General features: G+C 41.4%; 20 protein-coding genes. 11 read left to right on the top strand and 9 right to left on the bottom strand.

Annotated features, from left to right (window positions below):
• Nucleotides 1-174: 174 nt before the first annotated feature.
• Nucleotides 175-642, top strand: coding sequence for a DUF3015 family protein (locus tag Q8W26_RS10800; RefSeq protein ID WP_101214963.1), 468 nt, complete (start codon nucleotides 175-177; stop codon nucleotides 640-642).
• A gap of 86 nt (nucleotides 643-728) precedes the next feature.
• Nucleotides 729-2,606: a DUF4105 domain-containing protein gene (locus Q8W26_RS10795; RefSeq protein ID WP_101214962.1), complete on the top strand. Its 1,878-nt coding sequence runs from the start codon at nucleotides 729-731 to the stop codon at nucleotides 2,604-2,606.
• A gap of 93 nt (nucleotides 2,607-2,699) precedes the next feature.
• On the opposite strand, the gene Q8W26_RS10790 is transcribed toward Q8W26_RS10795, so the two are convergent.
• Nucleotides 2,700-3,107, bottom strand: coding sequence for a hypothetical protein (locus Q8W26_RS10790; protein ID WP_101214961.1), 408 nt, complete (start codon nucleotides 3,105-3,107; stop codon nucleotides 2,700-2,702).
• Nucleotides 3,108-3,260: 153 nt separating this feature from the next.
• On the opposite strand from Q8W26_RS10790, the gene Q8W26_RS10785 reads away from it, so the two are divergent.
• The gene (locus Q8W26_RS10785) at nucleotides 3,261-5,099 is read left to right on the top strand and encodes a S8 family serine peptidase (protein WP_101214960.1); all 1,839 of its coding nucleotides are present in this window, start codon (nucleotides 3,261-3,263) and stop codon (nucleotides 5,097-5,099) included.
• 116 nt (nucleotides 5,100-5,215) lie between these two features.
• Here Q8W26_RS10785 and Q8W26_RS10780 read toward each other — a convergent pair whose 3' ends face one another.
• Entirely contained in the window at nucleotides 5,216-7,459 is a 2,244-nt protein-coding gene (locus tag Q8W26_RS10780; protein WP_305473345.1) for a DUF5916 domain-containing protein, read from the bottom strand.
• A 161-nt stretch (nucleotides 7,460-7,620) separates the two neighbouring features.
• Here Q8W26_RS10780 and Q8W26_RS10775 point away from each other — a divergent pair, with 161 nt between their 5' ends.
• Nucleotides 7,621-9,654, top strand: coding sequence for a winged helix-turn-helix domain-containing protein (locus tag Q8W26_RS10775; protein WP_305473343.1), 2,034 nt, complete (start codon nucleotides 7,621-7,623; stop codon nucleotides 9,652-9,654).
• A gap of 16 nt (nucleotides 9,655-9,670) precedes the next feature.
• Entirely contained in the window at nucleotides 9,671-9,856 is a 186-nt protein-coding gene (locus tag Q8W26_RS10770) for a hypothetical protein (protein WP_101214957.1), read from the top strand.
• Nucleotides 9,857-9,936: 80 nt separating this feature from the next.
• Here Q8W26_RS10770 and amrS read toward each other — a convergent pair whose 3' ends face one another.
• Nucleotides 9,937-11,019 (bottom strand): AmmeMemoRadiSam system radical SAM enzyme, encoded by a 1,083-nt coding sequence (gene amrS / locus Q8W26_RS10765; RefSeq protein WP_101215034.1) that lies wholly within the window; start codon nucleotides 11,017-11,019, stop codon nucleotides 9,937-9,939.
• Between the two features lie 69 nt (nucleotides 11,020-11,088).
• Between amrS and amrB the strand changes: the two genes are divergently transcribed.
• Both amrB and amrA read left to right on the top strand, forming a co-directional pair.
• A complete protein-coding gene (amrB, locus tag Q8W26_RS10760; RefSeq protein ID WP_305473341.1) occupies nucleotides 11,089-11,889 on the top strand; it encodes an AmmeMemoRadiSam system protein B in 801 nt (266 codons plus the stop codon).
• Nucleotides 11,858-12,427, top strand: coding sequence for an AmmeMemoRadiSam system protein A (gene amrA / locus Q8W26_RS10755; RefSeq protein ID WP_101214955.1), 570 nt, complete (start codon nucleotides 11,858-11,860; stop codon nucleotides 12,425-12,427). Before amrB ends, amrA begins: the two co-directional genes overlap by 32 nt.
• 12 nt (nucleotides 12,428-12,439) lie before the next feature.
• Here amrA and Q8W26_RS10750 read toward each other — a convergent pair whose 3' ends face one another.
• Both Q8W26_RS10750 and Q8W26_RS10745 read right to left on the bottom strand, forming a co-directional pair.
• Complete coding sequence (locus Q8W26_RS10750) at nucleotides 12,440-13,762, bottom strand: PAS domain-containing sensor histidine kinase (protein ID WP_101214954.1); 1,323 nt, start codon at nucleotides 13,760-13,762, stop codon at nucleotides 12,440-12,442.
• A gap of 2 nt (nucleotides 13,763-13,764) precedes the next feature.
• The gene (locus Q8W26_RS10745) at nucleotides 13,765-15,183 is read right to left on the bottom strand and encodes a sigma-54 dependent transcriptional regulator (protein ID WP_101215033.1); all 1,419 of its coding nucleotides are present in this window, start codon (nucleotides 15,181-15,183) and stop codon (nucleotides 13,765-13,767) included.
• 232 nt (nucleotides 15,184-15,415) lie between these two features.
• Between Q8W26_RS10745 and Q8W26_RS10740 the strand changes: the two genes are divergently transcribed.
• Genes Q8W26_RS10740 through Q8W26_RS10730 form a run of 3 tightly spaced genes read left to right on the top strand, consistent with a single transcriptional unit; the run spans nucleotide 15,416 to nucleotide 19,800 of the window.
• A complete protein-coding gene (locus Q8W26_RS10740; protein ID WP_101214953.1) occupies nucleotides 15,416-16,678 on the top strand; it encodes an efflux RND transporter periplasmic adaptor subunit in 1,263 nt (420 codons plus the stop codon).
• Nucleotides 16,679-16,697: 19 nt separating this feature from the next.
• The gene (locus Q8W26_RS10735; protein WP_101214952.1) at nucleotides 16,698-17,399 is read left to right on the top strand and encodes an ABC transporter ATP-binding protein; all 702 of its coding nucleotides are present in this window, start codon (nucleotides 16,698-16,700) and stop codon (nucleotides 17,397-17,399) included.
• Between the two features lies 1 nt (nucleotide 17,400).
• Nucleotides 17,401-19,800: an ABC transporter permease gene (locus Q8W26_RS10730; RefSeq protein WP_101214951.1), complete on the top strand. Its 2,400-nt coding sequence runs from the start codon at nucleotides 17,401-17,403 to the stop codon at nucleotides 19,798-19,800.
• A gap of 150 nt (nucleotides 19,801-19,950) precedes the next feature.
• Here Q8W26_RS10730 and Q8W26_RS10725 read toward each other — a convergent pair whose 3' ends face one another.
• The 4 genes from Q8W26_RS10725 to Q8W26_RS10710 all read right to left on the bottom strand — a co-directional run bounded on the left by Q8W26_RS10725 (nucleotide 19,951) and on the right by Q8W26_RS10710 (nucleotide 24,028).
• Nucleotides 19,951-21,480 (bottom strand): polyamine aminopropyltransferase, encoded by a 1,530-nt coding sequence (locus Q8W26_RS10725; RefSeq protein WP_101214950.1) that lies wholly within the window; start codon nucleotides 21,478-21,480, stop codon nucleotides 19,951-19,953.
• The gene (locus Q8W26_RS10720; RefSeq protein WP_101214949.1) at nucleotides 21,481-22,299 is read right to left on the bottom strand and encodes a hypothetical protein; all 819 of its coding nucleotides are present in this window, start codon (nucleotides 22,297-22,299) and stop codon (nucleotides 21,481-21,483) included.
• A gap of 11 nt (nucleotides 22,300-22,310) precedes the next feature.
• A complete protein-coding gene (locus Q8W26_RS10715; protein WP_101214948.1) occupies nucleotides 22,311-23,150 on the bottom strand; it encodes a DUF350 domain-containing protein in 840 nt (279 codons plus the stop codon).
• Nucleotides 23,151-23,794: 644 nt separating this feature from the next.
• Nucleotides 23,795-24,028 (bottom strand): RNA-binding protein, encoded by a 234-nt coding sequence (locus Q8W26_RS10710; protein ID WP_101214947.1) that lies wholly within the window; start codon nucleotides 24,026-24,028, stop codon nucleotides 23,795-23,797.
• Nucleotides 24,029-24,153: 125 nt separating this feature from the next.
• On the opposite strand from Q8W26_RS10710, the gene Q8W26_RS10705 reads away from it, so the two are divergent.
• Nucleotides 24,154-24,999 carry an alpha/beta hydrolase family protein gene (locus tag Q8W26_RS10705; protein ID WP_101214946.1) on the top strand — a complete coding sequence of 282 codons (846 nt, stop codon included), beginning with the start codon at nucleotides 24,154-24,156 and terminating at the stop codon, nucleotides 24,997-24,999.
• Nucleotides 25,000-25,075: the final 76 nt, after the last annotated feature.

The following is a 25,075-nucleotide window of genomic DNA, read 5'->3' as shown; positions in this document are numbered from 1 at the left end:
ATATTTTATTAACTCTGATATTCTAAATAGAAATTAATATTAACCAAATCACCGCCTAGCGTAAAAAGCAAACAACTCAGAGAGACAACTTTGCATCAAACTTAAGTTTAAGGTATTGTCGCCACGTTAGTAATTAATATTAATGTACAAAACAAAAACATTTAAGGAAAAAATATGTTGAAATTTATCGCTCCAGTTGCAGTTGTAGCAACTCTTTTAGCCCCGACTACTCAAGCCAGTGAGCAGAACGTTAACCCATGGCAACACTGTGGTATCGGTGCAATGGTTTTTGATAACAATGGTGCGGCAGCTGCAATTTCAAACATCATTTGGGATTTAGGTACTACAGCTGTATCAAGTAAAATTTCATCTGTAGAAAACTGTGCAGGCGCAAAAGCTAAAACAGCAATGTTTATTAAGCAAAGCTATAACAACATCATCGAAGAAACTGCACAAGGCCAAGGCGAGCATTTAAATGCAATGCTTGACCTATTAGAAGTTGACCAAGCATCTCGCCAAGACGTTTTAACTAATGTTCGTAGCGATATGGCAACAGTTGTTAGCAATGCAAACTACGCTAACACCACTCCTGCACAAAAAGCCGAGATGTACTACAACACTCTTGTTGCAAGAGCGCTTTAATCTAACGAATTAGATTTAAACGTTTAATCATTAAGACAAGGCAGCCTCAGCGGCTGCCTTTTATTTTCTATAGAACTTAATACCACATGAAATCGATTACCAAGTTAGTGTTGCTGCTTTGCCACCTTTATCTAGCTGCCCCAGCTTTAGCCGCGCCACAGTCGTCAGCCGTTTATACCACCGAGCAATTACAACTGTTAGCTACGCACCCTACTTGGTTAAAGTTAGGACATTATGAAACAGGTTTTCTTTCTTCACTAAGAAGTGAAGTAACCTCGGATAGTTTTTTTATCGCTAAAGAAGGTAAAAGCTCACCTTTACACGAGCTACAGGCCACCATTTCTGAAATGCAAGTCAAGGTTGACGATGACAATAAATCTGCACAATGTCGTTTTCCAGCGAGAAGATTGTGGCTGATTGGCAAGCTTCCTAAACTTACAAGCCAGCTTCCTCCAGTTAACTGTACCGAGTATAAACAGCATCGTATCGATAATCATGCAGATCAAATTAGTTTGGTCTATGCATCTGGCTACCTAGGCAATCCAGCCTCCATGTACGGGCACTTACTGCTAAAGCTCAAAAATAATAATAATGAATTATTAGAGAATACCTTTAACTATGGGGCGATGGTGCCGCCTAAAGAAAACAAATTAAAATATATAACATTAGGTATACTTGGTGGCTACCAAGCGCGATTTTCATCTGAAGAGTTCCACCGCCATAGCCATATTTATAATGAATCCGAACTCAGGGATTTATGGGAATACGAACTCAACTTAACCCAAAATGATATTACATTTCTGCTAGCTCACCACTGGGAGTTAAAAACTCAAACCTTTACCTATTACTTTTTTAAGCAAAACTGTGCTTATCAAATAGCCAAGCTATTAGAGTTAGTAGTCGATCTGCCGTTAATGAATGATAACAAGCCGTGGGTTATGCCTTATGACGTCATCTCAGGTATCACGAAAGAAAAACCTTCAGGGGGCAGTGTTGTTGATAAGATTCGTCGTCATGAATCAAGACAAGAGTCCTTAAGTAATAAATACCATCAATTAAATAGAGAAGAACAGTCTACTGTAAAAGCTATTGCCTCAACCAATAGCACGTCACTAAAAGAAAGTTTAAGCCCTTTGAGCTTATTAGAGAAAAACCGGGTTATCGATACACTTTTTGACTATTATAGCTTTTTAAAAATTAGCCAAAGCGAGTTAAGCAAGCAAGATACAGAAAAGAAAAGACAGTTGCTCGCGCAACGATTTTCACTGCCTCCAGCTAAAACAACGTGGAAAACGCCCAATAAAAATCCGCCACATCAATCCCAGTACCCGACAATGTTACAATTATCGCCAACCTATAATGATAAGTTGGGTTCAGGCCTTCAATTACGTTTTAGAGCAAGTTATTACGATTTATTATCGCTCGATGCTGGGCGCTTACCGTTTTCATCCCTAGCCATGTTTGATTTAAAGGTGATCGCACAAGATGACAAGCTGACGCTCAAGAGCTGGGATTTGTTTAACATTGAAAACTTGAGCGTTTCAAATACAGGGCTTGCTGGCGACGGCGGTTACAGCTGGTCATTACGTGCAGGCGTCCATAATATTGATCTAACTTGTAACGATTGCTTAGTAACCAACGTCTCGGGCGCATTTGGTAAAAGCTACCGAATCAATGAACAAACAGCCTTTTACAGCATGGTAGACGGAAGGGTTCAAGTACCAGATAGACAAAGGGGTCACCTTAAAGCAGGTATTAAAAGTGGGTTAGTATCCCAATTAACACCTTACTGGCGTACTTCAGTTTCTGTCGGCTATCACTATTATTTAGATAATACGGAACAACACAGTCATTCAATAAACTGGGAGCAGCGCTTTGGTGATGCTAAAAGTTGGGATGTTCGCACCCAATATCGTTATGATGGTGCCTCAGAATTAAGTCTGTCGTACAGTTATTATTGGTAACAAAGCGGTACCAACTGCAACCTAAAAGCGTTAGGTAAAATATAGTGCCATGGGTATTCGTTGGTGCCAATAAGTTAGATATGGGGGCTCAATTTACTCCCAGAATTTCCACCATTTTTTGCTTTTTTCTGCGGTTGCTTCTTTCGCTTTTTCTGATGCCTTACTTTTTTGGCTCTCAAGCTGCTGAAGTTTTTTCTGTTTCTGCTTTTCTAAACCATGATTAACTTTTGCACTGGTTTCACTGACTTTCTTCTCAACGTTTGAGCGCTGCTTATCAAACTCTTTTTGACCCTGCTCTTTGAGTTTGTTGTATTTGTCTTTTGCTTGAGCTTTCGACTCTTTAAGTTTTTGCTCGGCCTTATTCTTTTCCGCCATTGCTTTTTTGTGCAATGCCTTTTGCTCTGCTGTTGGTTTACCATTACCAGCCCATTCAGGCTTATTGGCTAATGCAGGTGTTGAAACCACAGCTGAGATAGCTAACATGCTTAATATCTTTTTCATTAAATCCTCTTATTTATTCATTCACACCATAGGGTTAACCGTCAGTATAACAGAAGCTTTTGCAAGCCTCTTTACAAAACGAGCAAACGGTTGTTAAATTAATGTTAATAACATGAGTAAACTATAATAATAAAATATGCCTTGGAGCTCAGTATGAAGTCAATTGCGATAAAATCTTTACTAGCCATCGCTGTAGGTTGTGCTTTCACCGCACAAGCTGCCGACCAGCGTTACATCATTCAAGTGGATAACCAACATAAAGGGTTAATCAAAGCACTTAGCAAGAAAATGGGCGGGGAATTGCAGGTCGATGCCCAAGGCTTTATTGCGGCAACCTTTAATGGTAAAAGCCTGACTCAGGTAAAAGGCTTGCTAAAGAACCCCCATATTACGCTTATCGAAGAGGACCAACGCCGAATTCCTTTTGCAGCATTTAATGATGATGCAGGAGATCCTAGTGTTACACAGGTCACTCCTTATTCAATCTATCAGTCTCAAGCTGACCAGTTAACTTACCAAACCAATACAGCCACTAAGGTCTGTATTATCGACTCAGGGCTTGACCGCTCAAACTCAGATTTTAATTGGAATAATATTACCGGAGACAATGATTCAGGTACGGGTAACTGGGATGAGCATGGTGGCCCTCACGGCACGCACGTCGCTGGTACAGTTGGCGCTGAAAATAACAATGAAGGTGTGGTTGGAATGGCTCCTGGTGTGCCAATGCATATTATTAAAGTGTTCAATGCTGACGGTTGGGGTTATTCTTCAGATCTCGCACATGCCGCTCAAAAATGTAGTAGCGCGGGTGCAAACATTATCAGCATGAGTTTAGGTGGTGGCGGAGCCAATTCGACAGAGGAAAATGCATTTAAGAGCTTTACAGAGACCGGTGGCTTAGTGGTCGCAGCTGCCGGTAATGATGGTAACAACGTACGCTCTTACCCCGCTGGCTATTCATCAGTAATGATGGTTGGTGCAAATGACTCAAACAACAATATCGCGAGCTTTTCACAATTTCCTAGTTGTACTGTCACAACAGGTCGTGGTCGCAACCGTCAAACGACCGATGACGAAACAATTTGTGTCGAGATCACCGCTGGCGGCGTTGACGTACTCTCTACCTACCCCGCTGATTTAGCGACAACCGCAACGTTAAATGCCGACGGACAATACCTCGAAACCTCTGCCATGGAAAATGCAGGGGATATCAGTGCCGCGACCTTCTATATGGGCACAGCCGAGACAGAAGATGCCAATGCTAATGGCAAAATATGTGTTATCGACCGTGGCAATATTTCTTTTCACGATAAAGTTAGTAACTGTGAGAACTCAGGAGGACTAGGCGCTGTTATTATCAACAATGAGCCAGGTATGTTATACGCGACCCTTGGAGAGACAAATAGCACAACTATTCCAGCCGTTGGAGCGGCAATGGAAGATGCGACATTATTATACTCAGCAAACAATGTAAGTATTAATATTGGCACTTCTAATTACGGTTTAATGAGTGGTACATCAATGGCGACACCTGCCGTATCAGGCTTAGCTGCATTATTGTGGTCAAATCACAGTGACTGTACTGGTACTGAAATTAGAGGCGCATTAAAAACAACAGCTTATGATGCAGGACAGTCAGGTAAAGATGTTTATTTTGGTTATGGTATTGCTAAAGTTGCAGCAGCGGATAATTACCTAACTCAACAAGGCTGTGCTGGAGGGGGAACACCACCACCACCGCCACCAGCAGGCGATATTTCAATGAGTATATCAACTGAAAATGCTAAAGGAAAACAACGAATAACCTTATCATGGAGTGGCGCAAGTACAGCGTCTGTTGGTATCTATCGCAACGGACAATTAAAAGCGACCACTGCAAATGATGGTGATTACACTGACACACTAAAGCGCCCATCAGGAACTTACACTTACAAAGTATGTGACGATCAAACTACGAACTGTTCACCCGAGCTTTCTGTTAGTTTCTAAGTGAATCAACCGCTATAAACCAAAATAACAAATAGAGACAGGCTTTGCGCTTGTCTCTATTTATTCGTTTACATAGCAGTTAGTTGTTTTATACCAACTCTATTATTTGAGTATCGTTAAAACATATATCGAATCTTAGCCGTTATTTGGTCTTGATCTCGCTCTTGCCACAGTGTATTGAGGCTACGTAACCAAGGACGGCTGCCAACCTCTTGTTGGAAGTCGACACCACCGCGACTATAAACTAAGTAAATATCTGAATAGGCCCCTAAGCGATAGCGCAATTTAACCTGACTAGTGAAGCGCTTATCTTCAAGGTCTTTACCTACAAACTCGCTGCGAGCTAATAGACGATCCCTAACATGGTAATGATCTTTGGCTTTCGCTTCTAAAATCGCCCACTGCAAATTAAAACTTAGCTCTAAGTTCTCTCTTAACAGGCCAGTCACTCGAATATGGTTAACAAAGAAATCGCGATCATATTGGGTGACCTGATTATCTCCAGTAGCGATAGCCCAACCGTCACCCGTCCTAAAGAAATTATTAAACTTAATATTCCAATTCGGATGCGGCATCAACGTCATATCGACCGCATATTGCTGAGCGTGACCACCAAAACCTTCTTGATCGTTTTGATAACTCGCCGCCCAGCTAAACCAACCAGTATAAGGACTCGCATAAAATATCCGAGCGCCTAGGTGGGCAGGATAGCTAAACGGGTCGACTTGATGACCAATATTATCTTCCATGCCGCTAGTTAAGTAGGTCAATGTGGTATTTAACTGCGCACCATCATTAAGCAATAACGATGTCGTATATTGCTGCTGAGCACGTAGTTTCATGCCATGATCATTACTTTCATAACTGGCCTTAAGCCCATGTTTAACTCGACTAAACAATGAATTTTCAAGGTTAATCGAATGGTTATAATTAATATCACTGTAACGCCAATTATTACGAATAATGTAACCGAGGTCGCTATTGTCAAAGCGATCGTCTAAGCGTAAGTAACTTGCAGATAGATCGATATTTTGATCAAACTGATATTTGGCACTGCCTGAAAAACCATACCCTTGAATAGTTTGCTGCTGTTGCTCTATCTTTGATTGTAAAAACGCGCTCTGAAATGACCAAGTTTCACTTTGATATTGACTATCCCAAGCCGCAGTCGCACCTTTGCGATCAAGCCCAGGACGGTTGACACTGGTTGCTAATATCCCCGATTGCCATTGTTCACTCCGATATTTAATCCGACCCGCATAAAAATCTTTGCCAATATCATTGCTTAATTCATCTTCGGACACAGCAAACGCGCCAAATTGTAATGCCTCTCCTTGATGTACAAAACGCACCGCAGCATCAATGGGTGTAATATTTGTTTGGCCATCATCACTGCCTCCACCTATGCGGCGAGTATGAATCAGTTTAGTATCTCGACCAGCCTGAACATTAAATACGTTAATATCTTGAGTGAAGAATGGACGCTTATCGGTGCGTAGGGTCTCAACAGCGGAATAATTTAAATCGATTTCATCGCTATCAACTTGGCCAAAGTCAGGATTGACCGCGAGACTGACTTTTTGATGGTGGTTTGGCTTATAAATTAAATCAAAACCTACATCAGTCGTGCTCTCGTCGCTCAGTACATCATGCTGCTGTGTTACGTAGGGAATAAACGCCAGTTGCTGTTTTTGCGGGATCTTCGCCTTAATTTTCGGCATGTTTAAGTAGAAGTCACTATTCCCCGTTGTTTGCTGTTGAGAAGCGTAGATATGATTGGTTGCCAAATCATAAAGCTGCAATGAAACACCAATGCTAGACTGCCCCTGATCATCAAGCTGTGCTTTAAACGAGACACTATGCCACGGAATAAACACTTCACTTGACCAGTAATCATCATTTTCATCAATGGCAAACTCCCACGCACCATCCCAATCCGAGTCGGTTGTTAATTGCGGCGTGAGTACAGCGTCTTGCACACCATCACCAAGCGCGACAACAAATTGATAAGCACCACTACCATCACCGGAAAAATCGATAACAAAACGGTTAAAGTCTGCTTGCACAAAATCGTCTTGCAGGTTGTACTGTTTCTTTCTATCCCCTTTTGCCTGATAATTAATAAAGCCTAAATAAATACCCTGTTCATTAGTAAAAACACGAGCATTGACCTTGTTATTAGTTGACTCCAAGGTCGCTGGCACAACCTTGTAAAACTCATCGTAATGTGTCGCTTTTTGCCATTGGCTTTCGGTTAATTTACCGTCAAGCGTTATTGTATTACTGGCAAAAACCACTGGAGAAATCATTGCCCCTGAGAAAAATATTGTCATTAATGACCGGGCTGAAGAATGCTTCACGAGACCACCTATTAAAAATTTAAACAGCCATTATTGAAACAAAAACAGTACTTAAAAGTTCTTATTTTTTTCTTATTAAAGCTAATGAAAGCCTGATAAATATTGACTTTATGCTCAATGCAGGTATTTTTAGCACAGAAAGCGGTCAACTTAAAAAACACATGCATCAAAATACTTTTCCAGCAGCATTTCCTCTGATAACGCACTCATCTTCGAGGCAATTTTACTTTGATGGCTTTGTCTTTATTGTCGATGAAGATGCATTAGTTGAATTAGCGAGTGGTCAACGCCATAAGCTGGAACCGCAAGTCGCCGCGATGTTACTATTAATGGTCGAACATCAAGGGCAAGTTCTTAGTAAAGAATCAATTCAACAACAATTGTGGCCAAACACGGTCGTTGAAACTAATAGCCTCTATCAGCCACTGGCTAAATTGCGTAAGTTACTCAACGACTCATCGAAGTCACCTAAATTTATCAAAACGCTACCTAAGAAAGGGTATTGCTTTATTGCCTCAGTCGAAGTGGCCTGCGCGAACGAAAATGATAATGGCACGTCCCACAGTGATACGGTTCAGCCCCGACGTTTATGGTTTGGGTTAAGTACAGTCATTCTGTTGGTAAGCTTTGTCATCATAGTTTCTTTCTTTAAGGAAAAGACGACCGAACCACCACAATATAAAATTCACGATATTAGCTACCAACTCGGTTTAGAGTTTGATGTAGCGGTGCATAGACAACACGACTTGATGGCCTATATTAAAGACATACACAACTTACATATCACCAATAAAGCTGGCGATATAAAGTTTCAAGTCCCGTCCGATTATCGTGTCGCTTTTCCTGTGTGGCACCCAGAACAAACCACACTCGCTTATTGGCGCTACCGTGAGGATAAATGCGACTTGATCTTAGCGAACGCGCAAGGGCAAACGCTGCAGCAAGCACCGGCACTAACCTGTGAGTCGGCACGAGCTCCAGTGTGGAAAAACAATGAGCAATTGATTGTTTCAATAAAAAAAGGGCACCAGTTCACTCCCCAGCTTTATGATGTCAAAACAAATCAATTCTCACAAGTGATAGTAAAAAAGCCTAGCCATTCTCATTATAAAGGGGTGGTAAAAGCTTGGGATCAACAGGTCTATTATCTGATAAACCATCGTGACCACACTAGTACGTTGGTTTCAGAAACAGGCAATGCAGTCATGAAGTGGGATTACCCCATCTGGCTCGCTGCATTTAACCCTGCGACTAAAGCTGTCATTACCAATAACGAAAGCCAGCGGCATGGCCTCATGGCTAAAACACTTGATGGAGGTCAATATCAAGTGAGCTATACAGCACAAGGGTTGTACACTAGTTTATCAATCGATAATGCCGGAGATATTTTTACCTCTGTTGAAAGCTGGCAGGTCAATATTCGTGATCAGCAACAAGATCCCATTTTTTCCACGTCAAGTATCGACTATTTGCCGGTTAGTAACCGTGTGGGTGAGACAGCGTTTATGTCACGCCGTAGTGGTATTTGTGAGGTTTATTTACATGCGAATGATCAAGTAACACGCTTATCACATCATCAGGGCTATGAATATGTATCGTTTCTTGAATGGCGACCAGACCTATCAATGCTACTGTCTAATCGTGATATGAATTTAGTGATTTATAATCGTAATAGTGTGGTGAATGAACTGAGCACCACCTTTTCGCAGCCCATTATCAATATCGGCTGGCTCAGTAACGAACATTTCTTTGCCTTTGATGGTACTCAGCTAGCGACCTATAACATTCAGGGGCAATTGCTGAGTATTACTGATATTAACGCGAGATTTGTGTATTTTGATCTTGTAAACCAGCAGTGGTTAACCCTCGTTGATAACACTCTTTATAGTGCAGAAACGCTCCAAGGCTCAACGCAAACGCTGGCGAGCTTAACGCCTGAACAAACAAACCAATTGCTTAATATTCGCATTAAAAATAATGCGCTTTATTGGCAATCATCGTGGTCGAAAAATGAGTATATTTGGCGACTCCCTCTCAATAACACCGCTCAAACACAGACAAAACAGCCCCTTGTCGAGTTAATCAAGCAAGGTAATTTAATTTGGCATTTTGATGTCACACCACAAAATGAACTCCGGATTGCCAAAATGGAAGCGTTAGAGGGCGATATAAAACGATTAAGTATAAAAGATTGATTGTAAATAAAAAATCTTGGGGATACCTCGTGGGTTTAAACCAATTGACTATAACCGCGATAGCAAGGTCAGGATAACAACCTATCGCAATAAGATATTTGAGGGCGTAGCTCAGGACATTATTGTAATAGATGGCCAAGAGATCACAGAAATCACTGGCCATGATGATGCCCAGCGAGTCGCTTTAGTTGAGATTAAATAGTTACAAGCCCATGACAGCATAATTTCACGATTGACTTATCGATGCTCCATCGGCCATAAGCTCCCAGTTTGCAACAAGGTTTAGGTCATACTAATCGGAATTCTCCGGCTGCCAAAGGTCCCCTTATCTCCCGAGTAATAACCAGCGATCGTATAACCACAGTGCTGACAATGCCCTTTAGCATCTAGCTGATATCTTCCCAACTGATACCAATCTCGTTCAATCACGCGCTGATGGCACTGCGGACAATAGGTCGAGTCGGATTCACTATCATGAACATTGCCACAATAGACATAATGTAAGCCATAAGATAGCGCGATATTTCTCGCTTTTTGTAATGTCGCTAACGGTGTCACAGGTTTATCGAGCATTTTAAAGTCAGGGTGAAATGCCGAAAAATGTAAAGGAACATCTGAGCCTAAGTTCTCTGCGATCCACTGACACATTAGATTAAGCTCTGCCTCACTATCATTCTCACCGGGGATCAGCAAATTGGTAATTTCAAACCACACCGTGGTTTCGTGCTTCAAATACAATAAGGTCTCTAACACGGGCTGTAAATGCGCATGACAAACCTTATGATAAAACTGTTCGCTAAAAGACTTTAAATCAATATTGGCGGCATCCATGTGCTGAAAAAACTCAACACGCGGCTCATCACAAATATAACCAGCACTCACTGCAACACTATTAATGCCTTTTGCCTTTGCGGCAATGGCCGTATCAATGGCGTACTCAAGAAAGATAACCGGATCGTTATAAGTAAATGCCAAACTGCGACATCCATAATGGGATGCGGCCTGAGCAAGCTGCTCAGGCAGTGCGTTATCACATAAACTATCAAGCTGGCGCGACTTACTAATATCCCAGTTTTGACAAAACTGGCAGCTTAAATTACAGCCAGCAGTGCCAAAGGATAAAACACTGCTACCGGGTAAGAAATGGTTTAGGGGCTTCTTTTCAATAGGGTCAATACAAAATCCCGACGAGCGGCCATAGCTAGTTAGGACAATCCCCCCTTGGTGATGCTTACGCACAAAACAGCTGCCTCGTTTTCCCTCTCTTAAAGTGCAGTGCTGTGGGCAGACATCACAGCGCACGCGCCCGTCATCCAGCGCTTGCCAATATTTAGTGGGAAAGTTTTCAATAATCGCCTTATTCACCGTCACAACAATACCTTTTTAACTACAATTTAAGTGTAGTGAAAGATTCACGATAAGGAGTCAATGATTGTGAGTAAGCGAATGCCCGCGGTGGCTGGTAGTTTTTATCCCGAACAAAAAATACAGCTACAACAAGAATTAACACAATTATTTTTATCAACACAGCCATTAACTAAGTACGGTAAGGTTAAGGCGTTAATCGTACCTCATGCAGGGTATTGTTATTCAGGAAACATTGCGGCAGCAGGCTATCACTACCTAACACAGCAACCTATAAATAAAGTGGTTATATTAGGTCCGAGCCACCGAGTTGCATTGCGTGGATGCGCAGTACCTAGCCATTCACTATTCACCACCCCATTAGGTGATATTCCAATTGATTTAAACACTTGTCGAGAATTGTTAAACCAAGGCCTAGTCGTTGAGAATAACCAAGCGCATCAATGGGAACACTCTATTGAAGTCCAATTACCTTTTTTACAGCAAGGCTTAAGCACCTTTGAATTGCTTCCTATCGTTGTCGGGCAATGTTCATCACAGCAAGTTTGCGACATTCTTAATTACATCGAGCCGCTTAATTCAACCTTGCTTGTTATCAGCACTGACTTAAGCCATTTTCATTCATATCAACATGCACAAGCCATAGACAATAACACCATCAATAAGATACTCGCTTTAGATACGGATGTTTCCCCTGAACAAGCGTGTGGTTCGATGGCGCTTAACGGTTTATTAGCTTATGCCCAACAGCAGCAATGGCAACCACACTTAATAGCCAACGCCAACTCAGCTGACATTAGCAATCAAGCAATAATCAATAGAGAAAGGGTAGTCGGTTATGCCAGCTTTATCATGTGTTCACTTAACTGAAGCGGCAAGAGAATCACTTAAAGCGTTAGCTTGGCAAGTGCTCAGCGACGCGATAAAGCATCAGCGTTTCATTCTCCCCTCCTCACCCAATATGGCCGAGTTAGAGATCATCGCAACCAGCTTTGTCACGATCTATTACAATGGCCACTTACGCGGTTGTATCGGGTGCGTCACAGCAAGCCAGCCACTCTGGCAAGATGTATGTCATCATAGCTATAGCAGCGCTTTTAGGGACGCTCGCTTTAAGCCACTACAAGAAAATGAATTAGCCTCATTGCAGATTGAAATCTCTGTACTATCACCACTTAAAGCAATCAACAATGAGGGTGAAGCGGCTTTACTTGATGAATTACAACCTAATATCGATGGTTTATTGATCAAGGATGATAACCATAGTGCAGTATTCTTACCTACCGTGTGGCAATCACTGCCCTCACCGACGCAGTTTGTTAACGAACTTAAGCAAAAGGGCGGTTGGGCAAGGGACTATTGGGCTTACGACATAGAGCTCTATCGCTTTCACACATTAGTGATTTAACAGCACAAAATATCAACCAAATAGACACCTAAAACACGCCCCGCTTTCTCGCTTTAGGTATATTAAATCACCACCATGACTGACCATAATTTGTTTTGACAGGCTCAAGCCAATACCAGAGCCTTGTTGCTTAGTGGTAAAGAATGGGACAAAGATCATCTCAACAACATGCGCAGCAACCCCCATGCCATTATCGCTCACTTCGACATAAAGCTGCTGTTTACTATTTTTAGCAAGTATTATTGTTACCTCAGGCTCTTCAGATTCACACTGTTGCGACTGTATTGCCAAGGCCTCTATCGAGTTCTTAACTAGATTAATTAACACTTGTTCGATTTGAGCGCTATCGATCATCACCAACTGTTGACACTCAAGCTTCAGTGTCAACTTAATCCCCTGCTCCTTGGCTTGCTGCTGATGGAGCGCCAGAGTACTTTCTAATGATTCGGTTAAATCATGGGGCTTAAGGGTTGGCTTTGGTAAACTGCTGACCTGACGAAAACGGGCAATAAAGTCACTTAAATGCTGAGTGCGAGAAGCAAGAGTCGTTAATGCTAGCTGTAAATCCTCTTTATCTTCTTGCTCATCAAAACACAATTCATCAGGCAATAAACCTTCACACGTAGCCGCCAGAGATGATAATGGTGTGATTGAATTAGCAATTTCATGAGTCAGCACTTTGGTTAAGCGTTTGTAGGCTTGTTGCTCTTTATGCACTAACTGGTCATGAATAGACTGCAAGCTGACGATTCGCCGTGTTTGCCCTTGAATTTGTGCAATAGTTAGCTGAATCGACAAGGTATCTTGCTGTTCCCCTACCTGCCATTGCAACGTAGTTCGCATATTGGTTTGTGCCTTTTGTAAAACATTACCAATCCCGCCTAATTGACTCAGGTGACCGTCATCGGTGGTAAACTTTAGGCCGAGTAATCGACTAACGGCAGGGTTAGACTCAATGATATGCCCTTGCTCGTCACACACTAATACCGCTAAATCAATATGAATTAATAAGGCCTGTAAAAACTGCGCTTGTTGCTCGGCATCAAACCTCGCTTGTTGCATCTGCAGTTTAACCTGCTCAAATTGCTGCCGCATTGGATGATGACGTGCCAGACCTAAAGTGCTATCGCCATTCGCTAGTGCTAAGATCACTTGCTGTGACTGCTGATGTTGGCGCTTAAAAAGCACCAATAAATGTCCCGATAGTGCAACAACGATTAATAGCATCATCAAGGCAGTTGCCGATAAACCTCGGCTAATAAAAATAGAGCTAAGCATAATGCTACTTGCGATTAGCGCAATAATATTGATTACCAATAAATAATAAAAACGCATCATTACAGTCCATACTTATCAAGACGACGATACATCGCGCCACGCGTTAACCCTAAGGCTTTCGCCGCATGACTGACATTGCCTTGGAAATGCTTTAAAGCCGCGCGAACGGTACGCTGCTCAATCACTTCCAGATCAAAGGTATCGTAATCAACTACTGTACTTTCAGCGCTGTTTGTTGCTAAGTCACCTGTCGCAGGCGTGTTACTCACATTGCCAATCACCGAGCTGATATCTAACACTGAGCTATCCGATAAAATGACTGCACGCTCAATTGCATGGGCAAGTTCACGAACATTACCCGGCCACGAGTAGCGAGATAAGGCATTCAGGTCACTTGGGGCCACCGTTAGCTCTCGTTTATATTTTTGGCCGAAGTGATTAAGGTAATAATTGACTAATAAAGGAATATCTTCTTGTCGTTCACGTAATGGTGGTAAACGAATTTCAACGGTATTGATTCGATAGAGTAAATCCTGACGAAAACGCCCTTCTGCAACAGCCTGAGCCAAATTATCATTGGTCGCACAAATCAAGCGAATATCAATATCAATGACTTGACTCGAACCAATCGGTGAGATTTGCCTATTTTGCAACGCAGCAAGTAGCTTAACTTGCTGTGATAACGGCAGGTTGCCTAATTCATCGAGAAATAAACTACCCTGATGAGCAAGCTCGAAGCGTCCAATTCTATCGCTCTTCGCATCGGTAAATGCCCCTTTCTTATGACCAAAGAGCTCACTTTCAAACAAGTTATTGGATACTGCCCCCATATCCAAGCTAATAAATGCTTGATCATTACGTAAGCTGGCTTGATGAATGGCATGAGCGGCAAGCTCTTTACCTGTACCACTTTCACCGCATATTAATATGTTAGCATCGGTAACAGCCGCCTTTTCAATCAAGCTAAATACCTGTTGCATCGCTTCACTTTGCCCTAAAAAGTCGAACTGCTGACCACTTAGCGCTTGAGTAAGGCCTTGGGTTTGACGAGTTAGCTTACCTACTTGTTGTTTGTCTTTAGCATGGGAGAAAGCCGCGGCGACAGCACCTAACAACTGCTCGTTTTGCCAAGGTTTAGCAATAAAGTCCGATGCTCCTGCTTTTATTGCATCCACCGCAATTTGAATATCACCATAAGCAGTCATCAATAACACGACAATGCTGGCATCTTGCTCAATAATTTTCTTTAACCAATAAAAGCCTTCCTGACCACTAATCGCGTCTTGGCTAAAGTTCATATCGAGCAATACAATATCAACCGATTGCTCAGCCGCTTTCTGTTCATTAATGATCGACTCGATCTTAAATGGATCATCGGTCGTTTTAACACATTGATAATGCTGTTTGAGTAATAAACGCGCCGCAATCAGGATATCAGGATTGTCATCAACGATTAGAATAGAACCCGCTTGTTTTATGGTCATATTTTATAACTACTTTTTTCAGATATGCCTAGCGTACAACAGATGACCTGACACTGTCCATAAACGGACACCGATAAGTTTGAAACTGTTCTATAAGCGGACACCCAATACGTCACAACCATACAAGAAACACAATAAACCACTGAAAAAAAACAAAAATAAAACATGGCACAAGACTTGTTATATAGAATCATATAATTCATTACCCTTAAAGCAGACCTATAACATGGATAAGAAAATTACACACCAAGGTAAAGCCAAGCACATTAAACGCTTCGTGATTGCAGGGCTATCGTTAGGATTAATTGCCGCCACTTATGGTTATGGTTTTAGTCAGCCAACGGGAACTGGTCGTAGTCAGAATATTGAGCTAACTAGCCTAACTGTCAGTACCGTAACTCAGGGCGCGTTTAAGGATGCATTAAGTTTACGTGGCCAAGTTGTACCAAAAACAAGCATTTACCTTGATACTATCGCTGGCGGTCAAGTAGAAGAACGGCTTGTCGAGCAAGGCGAGTATGTTGAGCAAGGGCAACCGTTAGTGCGTTTAAGTAATACCAGCTTACAACTCGATGTCATGAGCCGTGAAGCACAAGTAACCGAGCAATTAAACTTCTTACGCAATACACAAATGAACATGGAAACTAACCGCTTAAATTTACGTCGTGATCTGCTAGAAATTGATTTAAAAATAACGCACCTAGAGCGTCGTCTAAAGCAGTCTCAAACATTGGTTAATCAAGGCGTTCTAGCTAAAGACACGCTGGAACAAACCCAACAAGATCTTACCTATTATAAAGCGAGAAAAGAGCTGACCTTAGAGCGTCAACAGCAAGAAAATAGCATCCGTAAAGTACAAGTAGCCCAGCTTGCAGACAGCGCAAAAATGCTTAATAACAACTTACAGTTTGCTCGTAATAATTTAGATAATCTATTAATAAAAGCACCTGTTGCGGGTTATTTAAGCGAGCTTGATGTTGAAATTGGGGAGTCTAAAAATCGTGGATCACGCCTTGGCCAAATCGATATTCCCAATGAATATAAACTAGTGGTTAAATTAGATGAGTTCTACCTAAATCAAGTACAACGAGGCATGAGTGCGATGGTGTCATTTGGTGGTGAGATCATCACCGCCACCGTGACTAAAATTGACAGCCGAGTAAAACAATCTCAATTTAAAATCGAAATTAACTTACCAACCAACATCGAAGCGATTAAGCGTGGTCAAAGCATCAACTTAGAGCTGATGCTCGGCAGCAATACTAATAACGCCCTATTACTCAACCGCGGCGCATTCTTTTCAAGCACTGGCGGCCATTGGGTCTACGTAATCGCTGAAGGTGAAACCACTGCAACTCGCCGTGATGTTCGCTTGGGGCGAAAAAATCAACACTATTTTGAAGTACTCGCGGGATTATCAACGGGCGATAAGGTGATCACCTCTGGCTATGCCAATTTTGATAAAGCCCAGCAACTTAATTTACACTAATTTTTTAAGGATAATAATAATGATTAAACTGACTAACTTACATCGCGTTTTTTTAACTCAAGACGTCGAAACAACGGCTCTAAATGCAATTAACTTAACCGTTGAGCAAGGCGAATTCCTCGCCATCATGGGGCCGTCAGGCTGTGGCAAGTCAACCCTACTTTCAATTTTAGGTATGTTGGACTCGCCGAGTAGTGGCAGCTTTGATTTTGCAGGCACCGACATCGCAAACTACAGTGAAAAACAATTAGCACAGTTACGTAAAGAGTCGATTGGTTTCATTTTTCAAAGCTTCAACCTAATTGATGAATTAACCGTGGCCGAAAATGTTGAACTGCCACTGCAATACCAAAACATTTCAAAAGAACAGCGTAAAGCACGGGTTTCAGAGATTTTAAAACGCGTTGCTATTGATCACCGCGCCGATCATTTACCACAACAGCTTTCGGGCGGACAACAACAACGTGTAGCTGTAGCGCGAGCTTTAGTGATTAACCCAAAACTTATCCTTGCTGATGAACCAACGGGCAACCTTGATTCGAAAAATGGTGAGGAAGTAATGACCATGCTCAGAGAGTTAAATCACGAGGGCACTACCGTTATTATGGTGACTCACTCTGAAAAAGAAGGTGCTTATGCCGATCGTCTAGTACGTTTGCTGGATGGCCAAATAATGGTCGATAAAGCTAATACTGTCCAACAAAATAACAAGGTTGCATAAGATGTTAGGTAATTATTTTATTACTGCTTTTAGAGCATTCAAGAACCACAAACAGCACTTTGCGCTTAACCTATTTGGTTTAAGCATTGGTTTAGCGGCGGCTATTCTCGTGGCACTATTTGCAAAATATGAGCTATCGTATGACAAATTTCAGCCAGATGCAGAGCGTGTTCATCGCATTGAGCAGTTCTTTGTCAGCCTTGACCAAAGTGCGCCAATTATCAGCCGAGCGGCCATTTCTAGCATTGAAGACATCGCAGGTGTTGAAGAGGTGCTTACTTTAATCAATGCATCACAGCGTATTGATAATAAAGTTTTTATCGATAATAAAGCGTTCAAACTTGAGAACTTATATGCGGTAAGCCCTAACGTTCAGCAATTTATCAACTTAGAAATTTTAAGTGGGGATTTCACTCAAGCATTAACTCAACCCGGCATGTTAGCTCTAACAGCAAGGGAATCACTGCGCTTGTTTGGTAGTGTAAGGACTGTGGGGCAAACACTGCGCAGCAATGAAGGTCAATGGACTGTTGCTGCCGTTATTCGTGACTTACCCCAAAATACCCATTTTGATGGCCATAGTTTTACCGGTATCCATCAAAGCCAACTAGGTGAACCACGCATTATCATCAACGATAGCTTTGCCTACTTAAAGCTTACACCACAAGCTGATATCAACGTGTTAACGGAGCAGATAAACAAAACAGTTACGCAATTAATCAATAGTAACGATGTACTGGTGAAGTTTTCTTTACTGGCATTAACTGATATCCACTTATTTAGCCAGTCGCGCTTCGAACTTAAAACTAATGGGTCTAACACTACCGTACAAATCTGTATCGCCTTAAGTTTGCTGCTTATTTTTGTCGCTAGTTTTAATTTCATTAATATGAGTACTGCGCAAGCAAGCCGCCGCGCACGAGAGGTGGGTGTTCGCAAAGCGCTTGGCGCGAGTAAGTCTCAATTAATCAGTCAATTCCTATTAGAATCAACATTAATTACCGTGCTGTCAGCCATTTTAGCCTGTGTAATGGTCGAGGCAGCACTGCCATGGTTTAACCAGCTAGTGGAACGTTCATTAGCCCTAAATTACCTATCAATTGAAGGTGCTGCCATTGTAGTGATGACTCTGCTAGTGGGTATACTATCTGGCCTTTATCCTGCCTTATTTATTTCATCATTTAGCGCTAAGCGTGTGTTAAGTGGTGATCTGCAACGCGGTAAAACAGCAGTGATGGTACGAAAGTGCCTGTTGATATTACAAGCCGCACTTTCAATTGCCTTAATTATTGGCGCCGTGATGTTGCAACAACAGCTCAACTTTTTAAGCACACTGCCTGTCGGTTATCAAAAAGAACACCGCCTTGATGTTGCAGGTATTGATAGAAATGACTTATTTTATACTCAAAATACTGCGCTATTATCATCTGTTTCACGTATTGAAGGGGTTAAAGGGGTGTCAATTTCTGACTCAGCACTCACCTTAACCACTCAAGCATCAACCCGTTTATTCTGGCCAAATAATAATGATGGCGCTATTGTCCCTTTTATTGGCTCAGGTTTTGACATTGTTAAAAATCAAGGGCTGGACTTGCTGGCGGGCCGTGATTTTGAGCCAGCATTTCAGGCGGATTGGTATAAGCCATCAGAGCAAGGCTTGGCGACAGCGTCAGCTATTGTTACTCGCTCACTAGCCAAGCAAGCTGGGTTTGCTAACCCACAAGATGCGATTAACCAAACATGGCGTTTCACCGACAGCATTAACTTAAAAATTGTTGGCGTGATTGAAGATATTAAAATTGGTTCAGCCCGTACATCAAGTACACCCATTATTTATATCTGTGGTTACTCTTGGAGTACCTTTGGACGCCTCGTTGTGAACCTAGAAGATAACGTCAACACAGGGCTGATAAAACAACAAATATCAACCATATTACAGCAACAACTCAAAATGGTTGAGCCAGAAATTACTTCTGTTGCAACTAACTATCAAGCGATTTACAAAGATGATCAACGCATGGTTAGTGTGGTAATGATCTTTACGTTATTAGCGATTTTTCTGACTTGTCTAGGCACCTTTGGCTTGGCATCATTTTCAGTGCTGCGCCGCCAAAAAGAAGTGGCTGTTCGTAAAGTACTTGGCGCATCGCGTGTCAGTATCGTTAATCTACTGGCAAAAGAGTTTCTAATCCTGATTGCAATTAGTGTAGCCATCGCTTATCCAATCACGTTCTGGTTAATCACCGATTGGCTGGCTAACTTTAATGACCGTATTGGACAAGCTATCTGGGTCTATGCTGTAGCAGCTATTATTGTGGCAAGCATCACTTGGTTAACCGTTGCTAGTCTCGCGTTTAAAGCAGCTAGCACCCGACCATCATTAACATTACGTTATGAGTAAACTTCTAACTTGCTAACAAAAAGGCTTAGGGGCATATATCCCCTAAGCCTTGCTATTTGTCCTTTAAAGCAGCCATCGACTAGTTACAACAGTTAACGCATTCATCACCTTTTTTTTGCTTCCAGTAATAACTGACTTTTCAATAAACGACTAATTCCAGTACTTCCAGCCATCAAGGTAATAATACAACACATTAGGCTTATCCAACGTACTAACTAAGCTATCTTTAACCACCATATCCTTTGGAAATATGCGCATTGACTGTTCCATTTTAGCGGAATAAAAGCGTGTTTCAGGCGTTGGTTGTAACTGCGTTTGACATTGAATATGACACGCCATTACAAACCCCCACTCACCAAAAGAGGGAATGTTTACGTGATAAGGCATCACTTGAGCAAACCCGACATCTGCAATCGTATTATGAATCGACCAAAACGCTTTACCAGCAAAGAAGGGGCTAGTTGCCTGAGTCACTAAAATAGCGCCTGGGGCCATATTACGACGTACCGAATGGTAAAACTGCTTACTATAAAGCCGTGCTAGGCTAATTGTTTTTGGGTCGGGTAAATCAACCAATACAAGATCAAAAGTTTGACTCTCTTGCAGTGCCTGATTATCCGCTAAAAACACAAATCCGTCTTGATGCAGTACCCTAACTTTTGGGTGGCTCAACGCCTCTTGATTTAACGTCGTTAAGTAATGATTGGTTTTCGCCAATTTTGCCACGGCAGGATCTAAGTCAACAACCGTGATTGATTTCAGTTGAGGGTACTTTAAAAGTTCGCGCACCGCTAAACCATCTCCGCCCCCCAGTATTAACACCGATTTGGCATGTTTTAATCGCGCCATTGCTGGATGAACGAGTGATTCATGATAACGATATTCATCGATACTGGAGAATTGTAATCCACCATTTAAATACAACCGAATATCATCTTTATACCGTGTTAAAACCAACTGTTGATATTGCGACTGCTCAGAGTGTATCACTTGATCTTCATAAACTGCCTCATTCCATTTTTCGTTAAGGAGCTTACTAAACACCATTAAACCAACTAATAAAATAAACACACCAATCAAAGCAGCACGTAGCCACTGTCTACGAGATAAACTAATTTGAGGAAAGAAGTACCATAATAACGACAGAGCAATACTAAGATTAACTAAACCGAACGCCAATGACGTTTTAAAAACACCAAGCCACGGTAGCAATATAAATGGAAAGACTAAAGTAGCGATCAACGCGCCAAAATAGTCAACAGACAGCACATTGGCCAAGTTCGCTTTTAAGGTATAGTGCTTTTCCATCAATCGGCTAAGTAATGGAATCTCTAGCCCAATGAGCACACCGATTGCCGCAGTTAAGATTGCAGAGACCAGTTGTAATGGTAACTCGATCGCATAGGCATAGTATAATAACGGCACACAACTACCGCCAATTAAGGCCAGTAGCAACTCAAAACCAATAAATGACTCAAGTAACGTTTTATCACTGACCCAACGAGAGCAATAAGAACCCACGCCCATAAAGGCCATATAGATACCAATCGTCAATGAGAACTGGGTGATACTATCACCCAAGAAATACGAGCCCGTTGTCGCGATTAATAGCTCATAGACAATCGAACAAAACCCTGCAATTAAGATACTAAAAAGCAGGATATGACTTTCACGAACCATCTACTTGCCGCCTCGAGAGCCACCTGTCCTGAAATACGATCCACTCATACTCTGCTGTCTCATGTCACGATCAACTACAATGTGAGGGCTACGATATGACACTGAAACCCAATCAATATCATCGTCATCATCCTGTAGGGCGATTAAAGAAGCAGCAGTCAGAGGAACATAAAAAATTAGGATTAATATGACTAACCCTTTATAGCTTTTGTTTGGTTTCTCTTGCTTAATACGACGGTGATTCATGTTATATAACTTGCTTTTTTTCTTCTCATTTTTTCGATCCAATATAAAAAAGAGAAGAAATAAACTCAACGCAGCAATAATGCCAGAGATCCATTTAATTGAGGTTAGTACGCTACCATCACCACGGATCGGCACCGCACGAATGGTATAGGTATGCCCTGCAGTACTTTTGTGAGTGCTAGCAGAGTCGCTTAATAAGATTGAATAAGTCCCTTGTTTTGGAAAACGCTGTTCTAAAGATGCTTTTCTTTTATATTCAGTCCAATAGCCATCTGAGTCATAACCACTTTCAGCCCATAAGTCATCTTGATAGGTAAATAAGTATTTACCTTGGCCATCAAATACAGATAACTCCATCGCTTTCCAGTCATTGAGCGGCATAGTGCCTCTAATTTCAAAGCGCATCATTTGACCATCTTTAGGCACTTTAAATTGATAAGGCTTCTCTAAATTGGCAAAGTCACGACTCCCTTGATAGGCACGGAGCTCGGTCGCACTTTCGATATAACCTTGAGCAAACAGCGTCGATACAAAGGTAATTGCCGCAATAATAAATAACTTCAATGTGCTCATCACAACATCCTTTAAAGAGCAAAGAAGATAACTAGCGCGACACTAATAGCGATGGCACCTTCTAACAACGCCACCGCAATATTTTGTTCTTGCTCAATGGCGTTATCAATATTAATTGAAGGGAACAATAGCTTATCAATTAAAATACGCACAAGCGGTAATGCAGCAAATGCAATTAACGCATCAATGAAGAATAACGTTAAGCTTGATTGCCAAGAGACAAACTCGCCGGCTAAGGCATGCAGTAAAATTATACCAATCGCGATAACCGTTGCTGAAAAACTCGTTGCTGCTGCAATATTATTTTTTTCAAGCTCGGTTAATAATTTGAACTTAGTGAAGATATCGTAGAACTTGGTGAATACAATCAACAGGACTTGACCTAAGGCATAAAAAGCTAATGCAGAAATAAAGCTACCTTCGCCCATTAATGCACCACCAATAATTAAACCGGAAGTAATGTAGCTGGCCGCTTGTGCTAAACCCACTGACATATTTTGCTTTTCAATCAGTTGATTACTATTACAAAAAGAATGTAGCAAGACCTTATCATTGATAAAGCGTGAGACTAATAACAGTCCCATCCCTAATAACGTATACATGCCAACATTGAACACATCAGCTTTTAAGCCATGACTTGGACCAATGAGCATTGATACATAAATAATCGTATTAGCACTAACAAAACCCATAATCGAGGTCGAGAGTGCTAAGTTTTTATGCTCGGTTATTTGCTCAAACGTGTTATAGCTTGTGGTTAAGTTATATAGCCACTTAGCAGCAAAAATCACCACAAGGAACATGACAATGAATGTTAAGTTTGAGAGGTAAGCCGTAATTGATAGATCCATAATTGATTACTGTAAATGATAATTATTGTTGCAGTGGATTCTATCACAAAACAATAATAATCAGTAGCCAAGCTTAAATCACTAAACAACTGTTTAATAAAACTAAATACTTATAAAGCTGTGAAATCAGCAACTTTCCACTTGTGTATTTGAGTATTATTTTTCTCTTAAATTGCATCGATTAGGCGTGATGCAAGGTAAGCGTTGCCCTAGAATAGTTCGTAGTTGTATATAGCTCAGGCTACCGCTAAAAGTGGCAGGCATAACGAAACGCAGTCATAGCTAATGTGATTGAGTTAAGCTCTTATATCGACAAACAGCCTAGCAACATCGCTAATAACGCCTAAGAAAAATAACATTTGAATATGAATTTTTTCTTACTCGCTTTAACCGCTTTTCACCAATTGATTGTTCTTATTGCTTTAACTCCATGAATGGTGTTCATCTCATCCATGACATACATTGGCTACGTTAAGTGGTCTCACTTTTGATTTTCGAGTCAAGGGAATTAATGCCAATTCCATTACTTAAGTAATCAATTTTGTAACGAGGACAAACGAATTAGAACACGGGGTAAGAAAAAGCCAGCAGTGCTTCCACTACTGACTTTTACATTCATTATCAGATGAAATAAGATGGCGATATTAAGCGATCTTTACACGGATCTTATTCTTGGCTAATTTAGTTTCGTGTAATGCTGCAATGGCAGCTTTCGCTTCACTGGTATCTGCCATTTCAACAAACGCAAAGCCTTTTGAATTGCCAGTTTCTTGATCTAAGACCAAGCTACACTCGCTAACCGTTCCGTGTGTTGAGAATAAAGTATGTAATTCCGCTTCAGTGGTTGAACGGGAAAGATTTCGAACTAAAAGTTTCATTTTGAGCCATATGGTGGGTGATTGCGCTCTAAATTGTCTCATATATTAAAAATACACCAAGACATTTATCAATTTTAATTGCTGAACATTGATGTCTGGCAATTATAACGTGGGGAATACCAAACGTGAAAAAGTGCTTAGCCTTTGTTTTATTTAATCTATTAATTAGCTTTTCACAAATAAATAAGGCCGGTGCTAGTGAAGTCATCATTAACACCTTTATCGGTCAGAAAACAGGAATAAAGCACCCGATCACAGTCACTCTACCCAAGGGTTATAATACCAAGCAACGTTATCGCGTTATTTATGTACTCCATGGTTTTAGCGGTAACCATGCAGACTGGACAACGAATACAAACATTGAGGCACTGGCTGATCGCTATAATGTTATTATCGTTAATCCTGACGGTGGCTATGATTCATGGTATATGAACTCGGCCATAAACTCAGAGTCCCGCTACGAAAGCTATATTGCCCATGATGTGGTGAAGTACATTGATCAGAAGTTTTCAACCAAGCCAACTCGAAACGGTCGCGGGATCACAGGGTTATCAATGGGTGGATTTGGCGCACTGCATATCGCGATAAATCACCAAGATATTTTTGGCGCCGTAGGCGCTATGTCAGCGGGTGTTGACTTACGCCCTTTCGCCGCATCATTTGGCATTAATAAAGTGTTAGGAAATTACCAAGAAAACCCGACTTTGTGGGATGCTGTAGCGATAAAAAGTAACTTATACAAAATTGCAGCCACAAACAACCTCTGGCAAAAAGATGATAATAAACTCCCTATCCTATTGGATGTCGGCGTCTCTGATTTCTTTTTATCGGTGAATCGGCAATTACATCAATCAATGCTGGAGTTAAACATTGAGCATGATTATATTGAACGCCCTGGAGGTCATGATTGGGATTACTGGCGCAATGCGATTACCTATCAATTTCAGTTTTTGAGCGATAATTTGCAGTAGTCAATAGCCCAAAAAAGATAACTAAATCAACTTAGTTCTCCCAAATAAAGTATAGTGTATTCTTGGTGACAAGGTT

It is taken from the genome of Psychrobium sp. 1_MG-2023, assembly GCF_030689115.1.
Classification (GTDB): Bacteria; Pseudomonadota; Gammaproteobacteria; order Enterobacterales; family Psychrobiaceae; genus Psychrobium.
The sequence above is the reverse complement of the archived record's forward strand: the minus strand, read 5'-3'. Positions and strand labels throughout refer to the sequence as shown.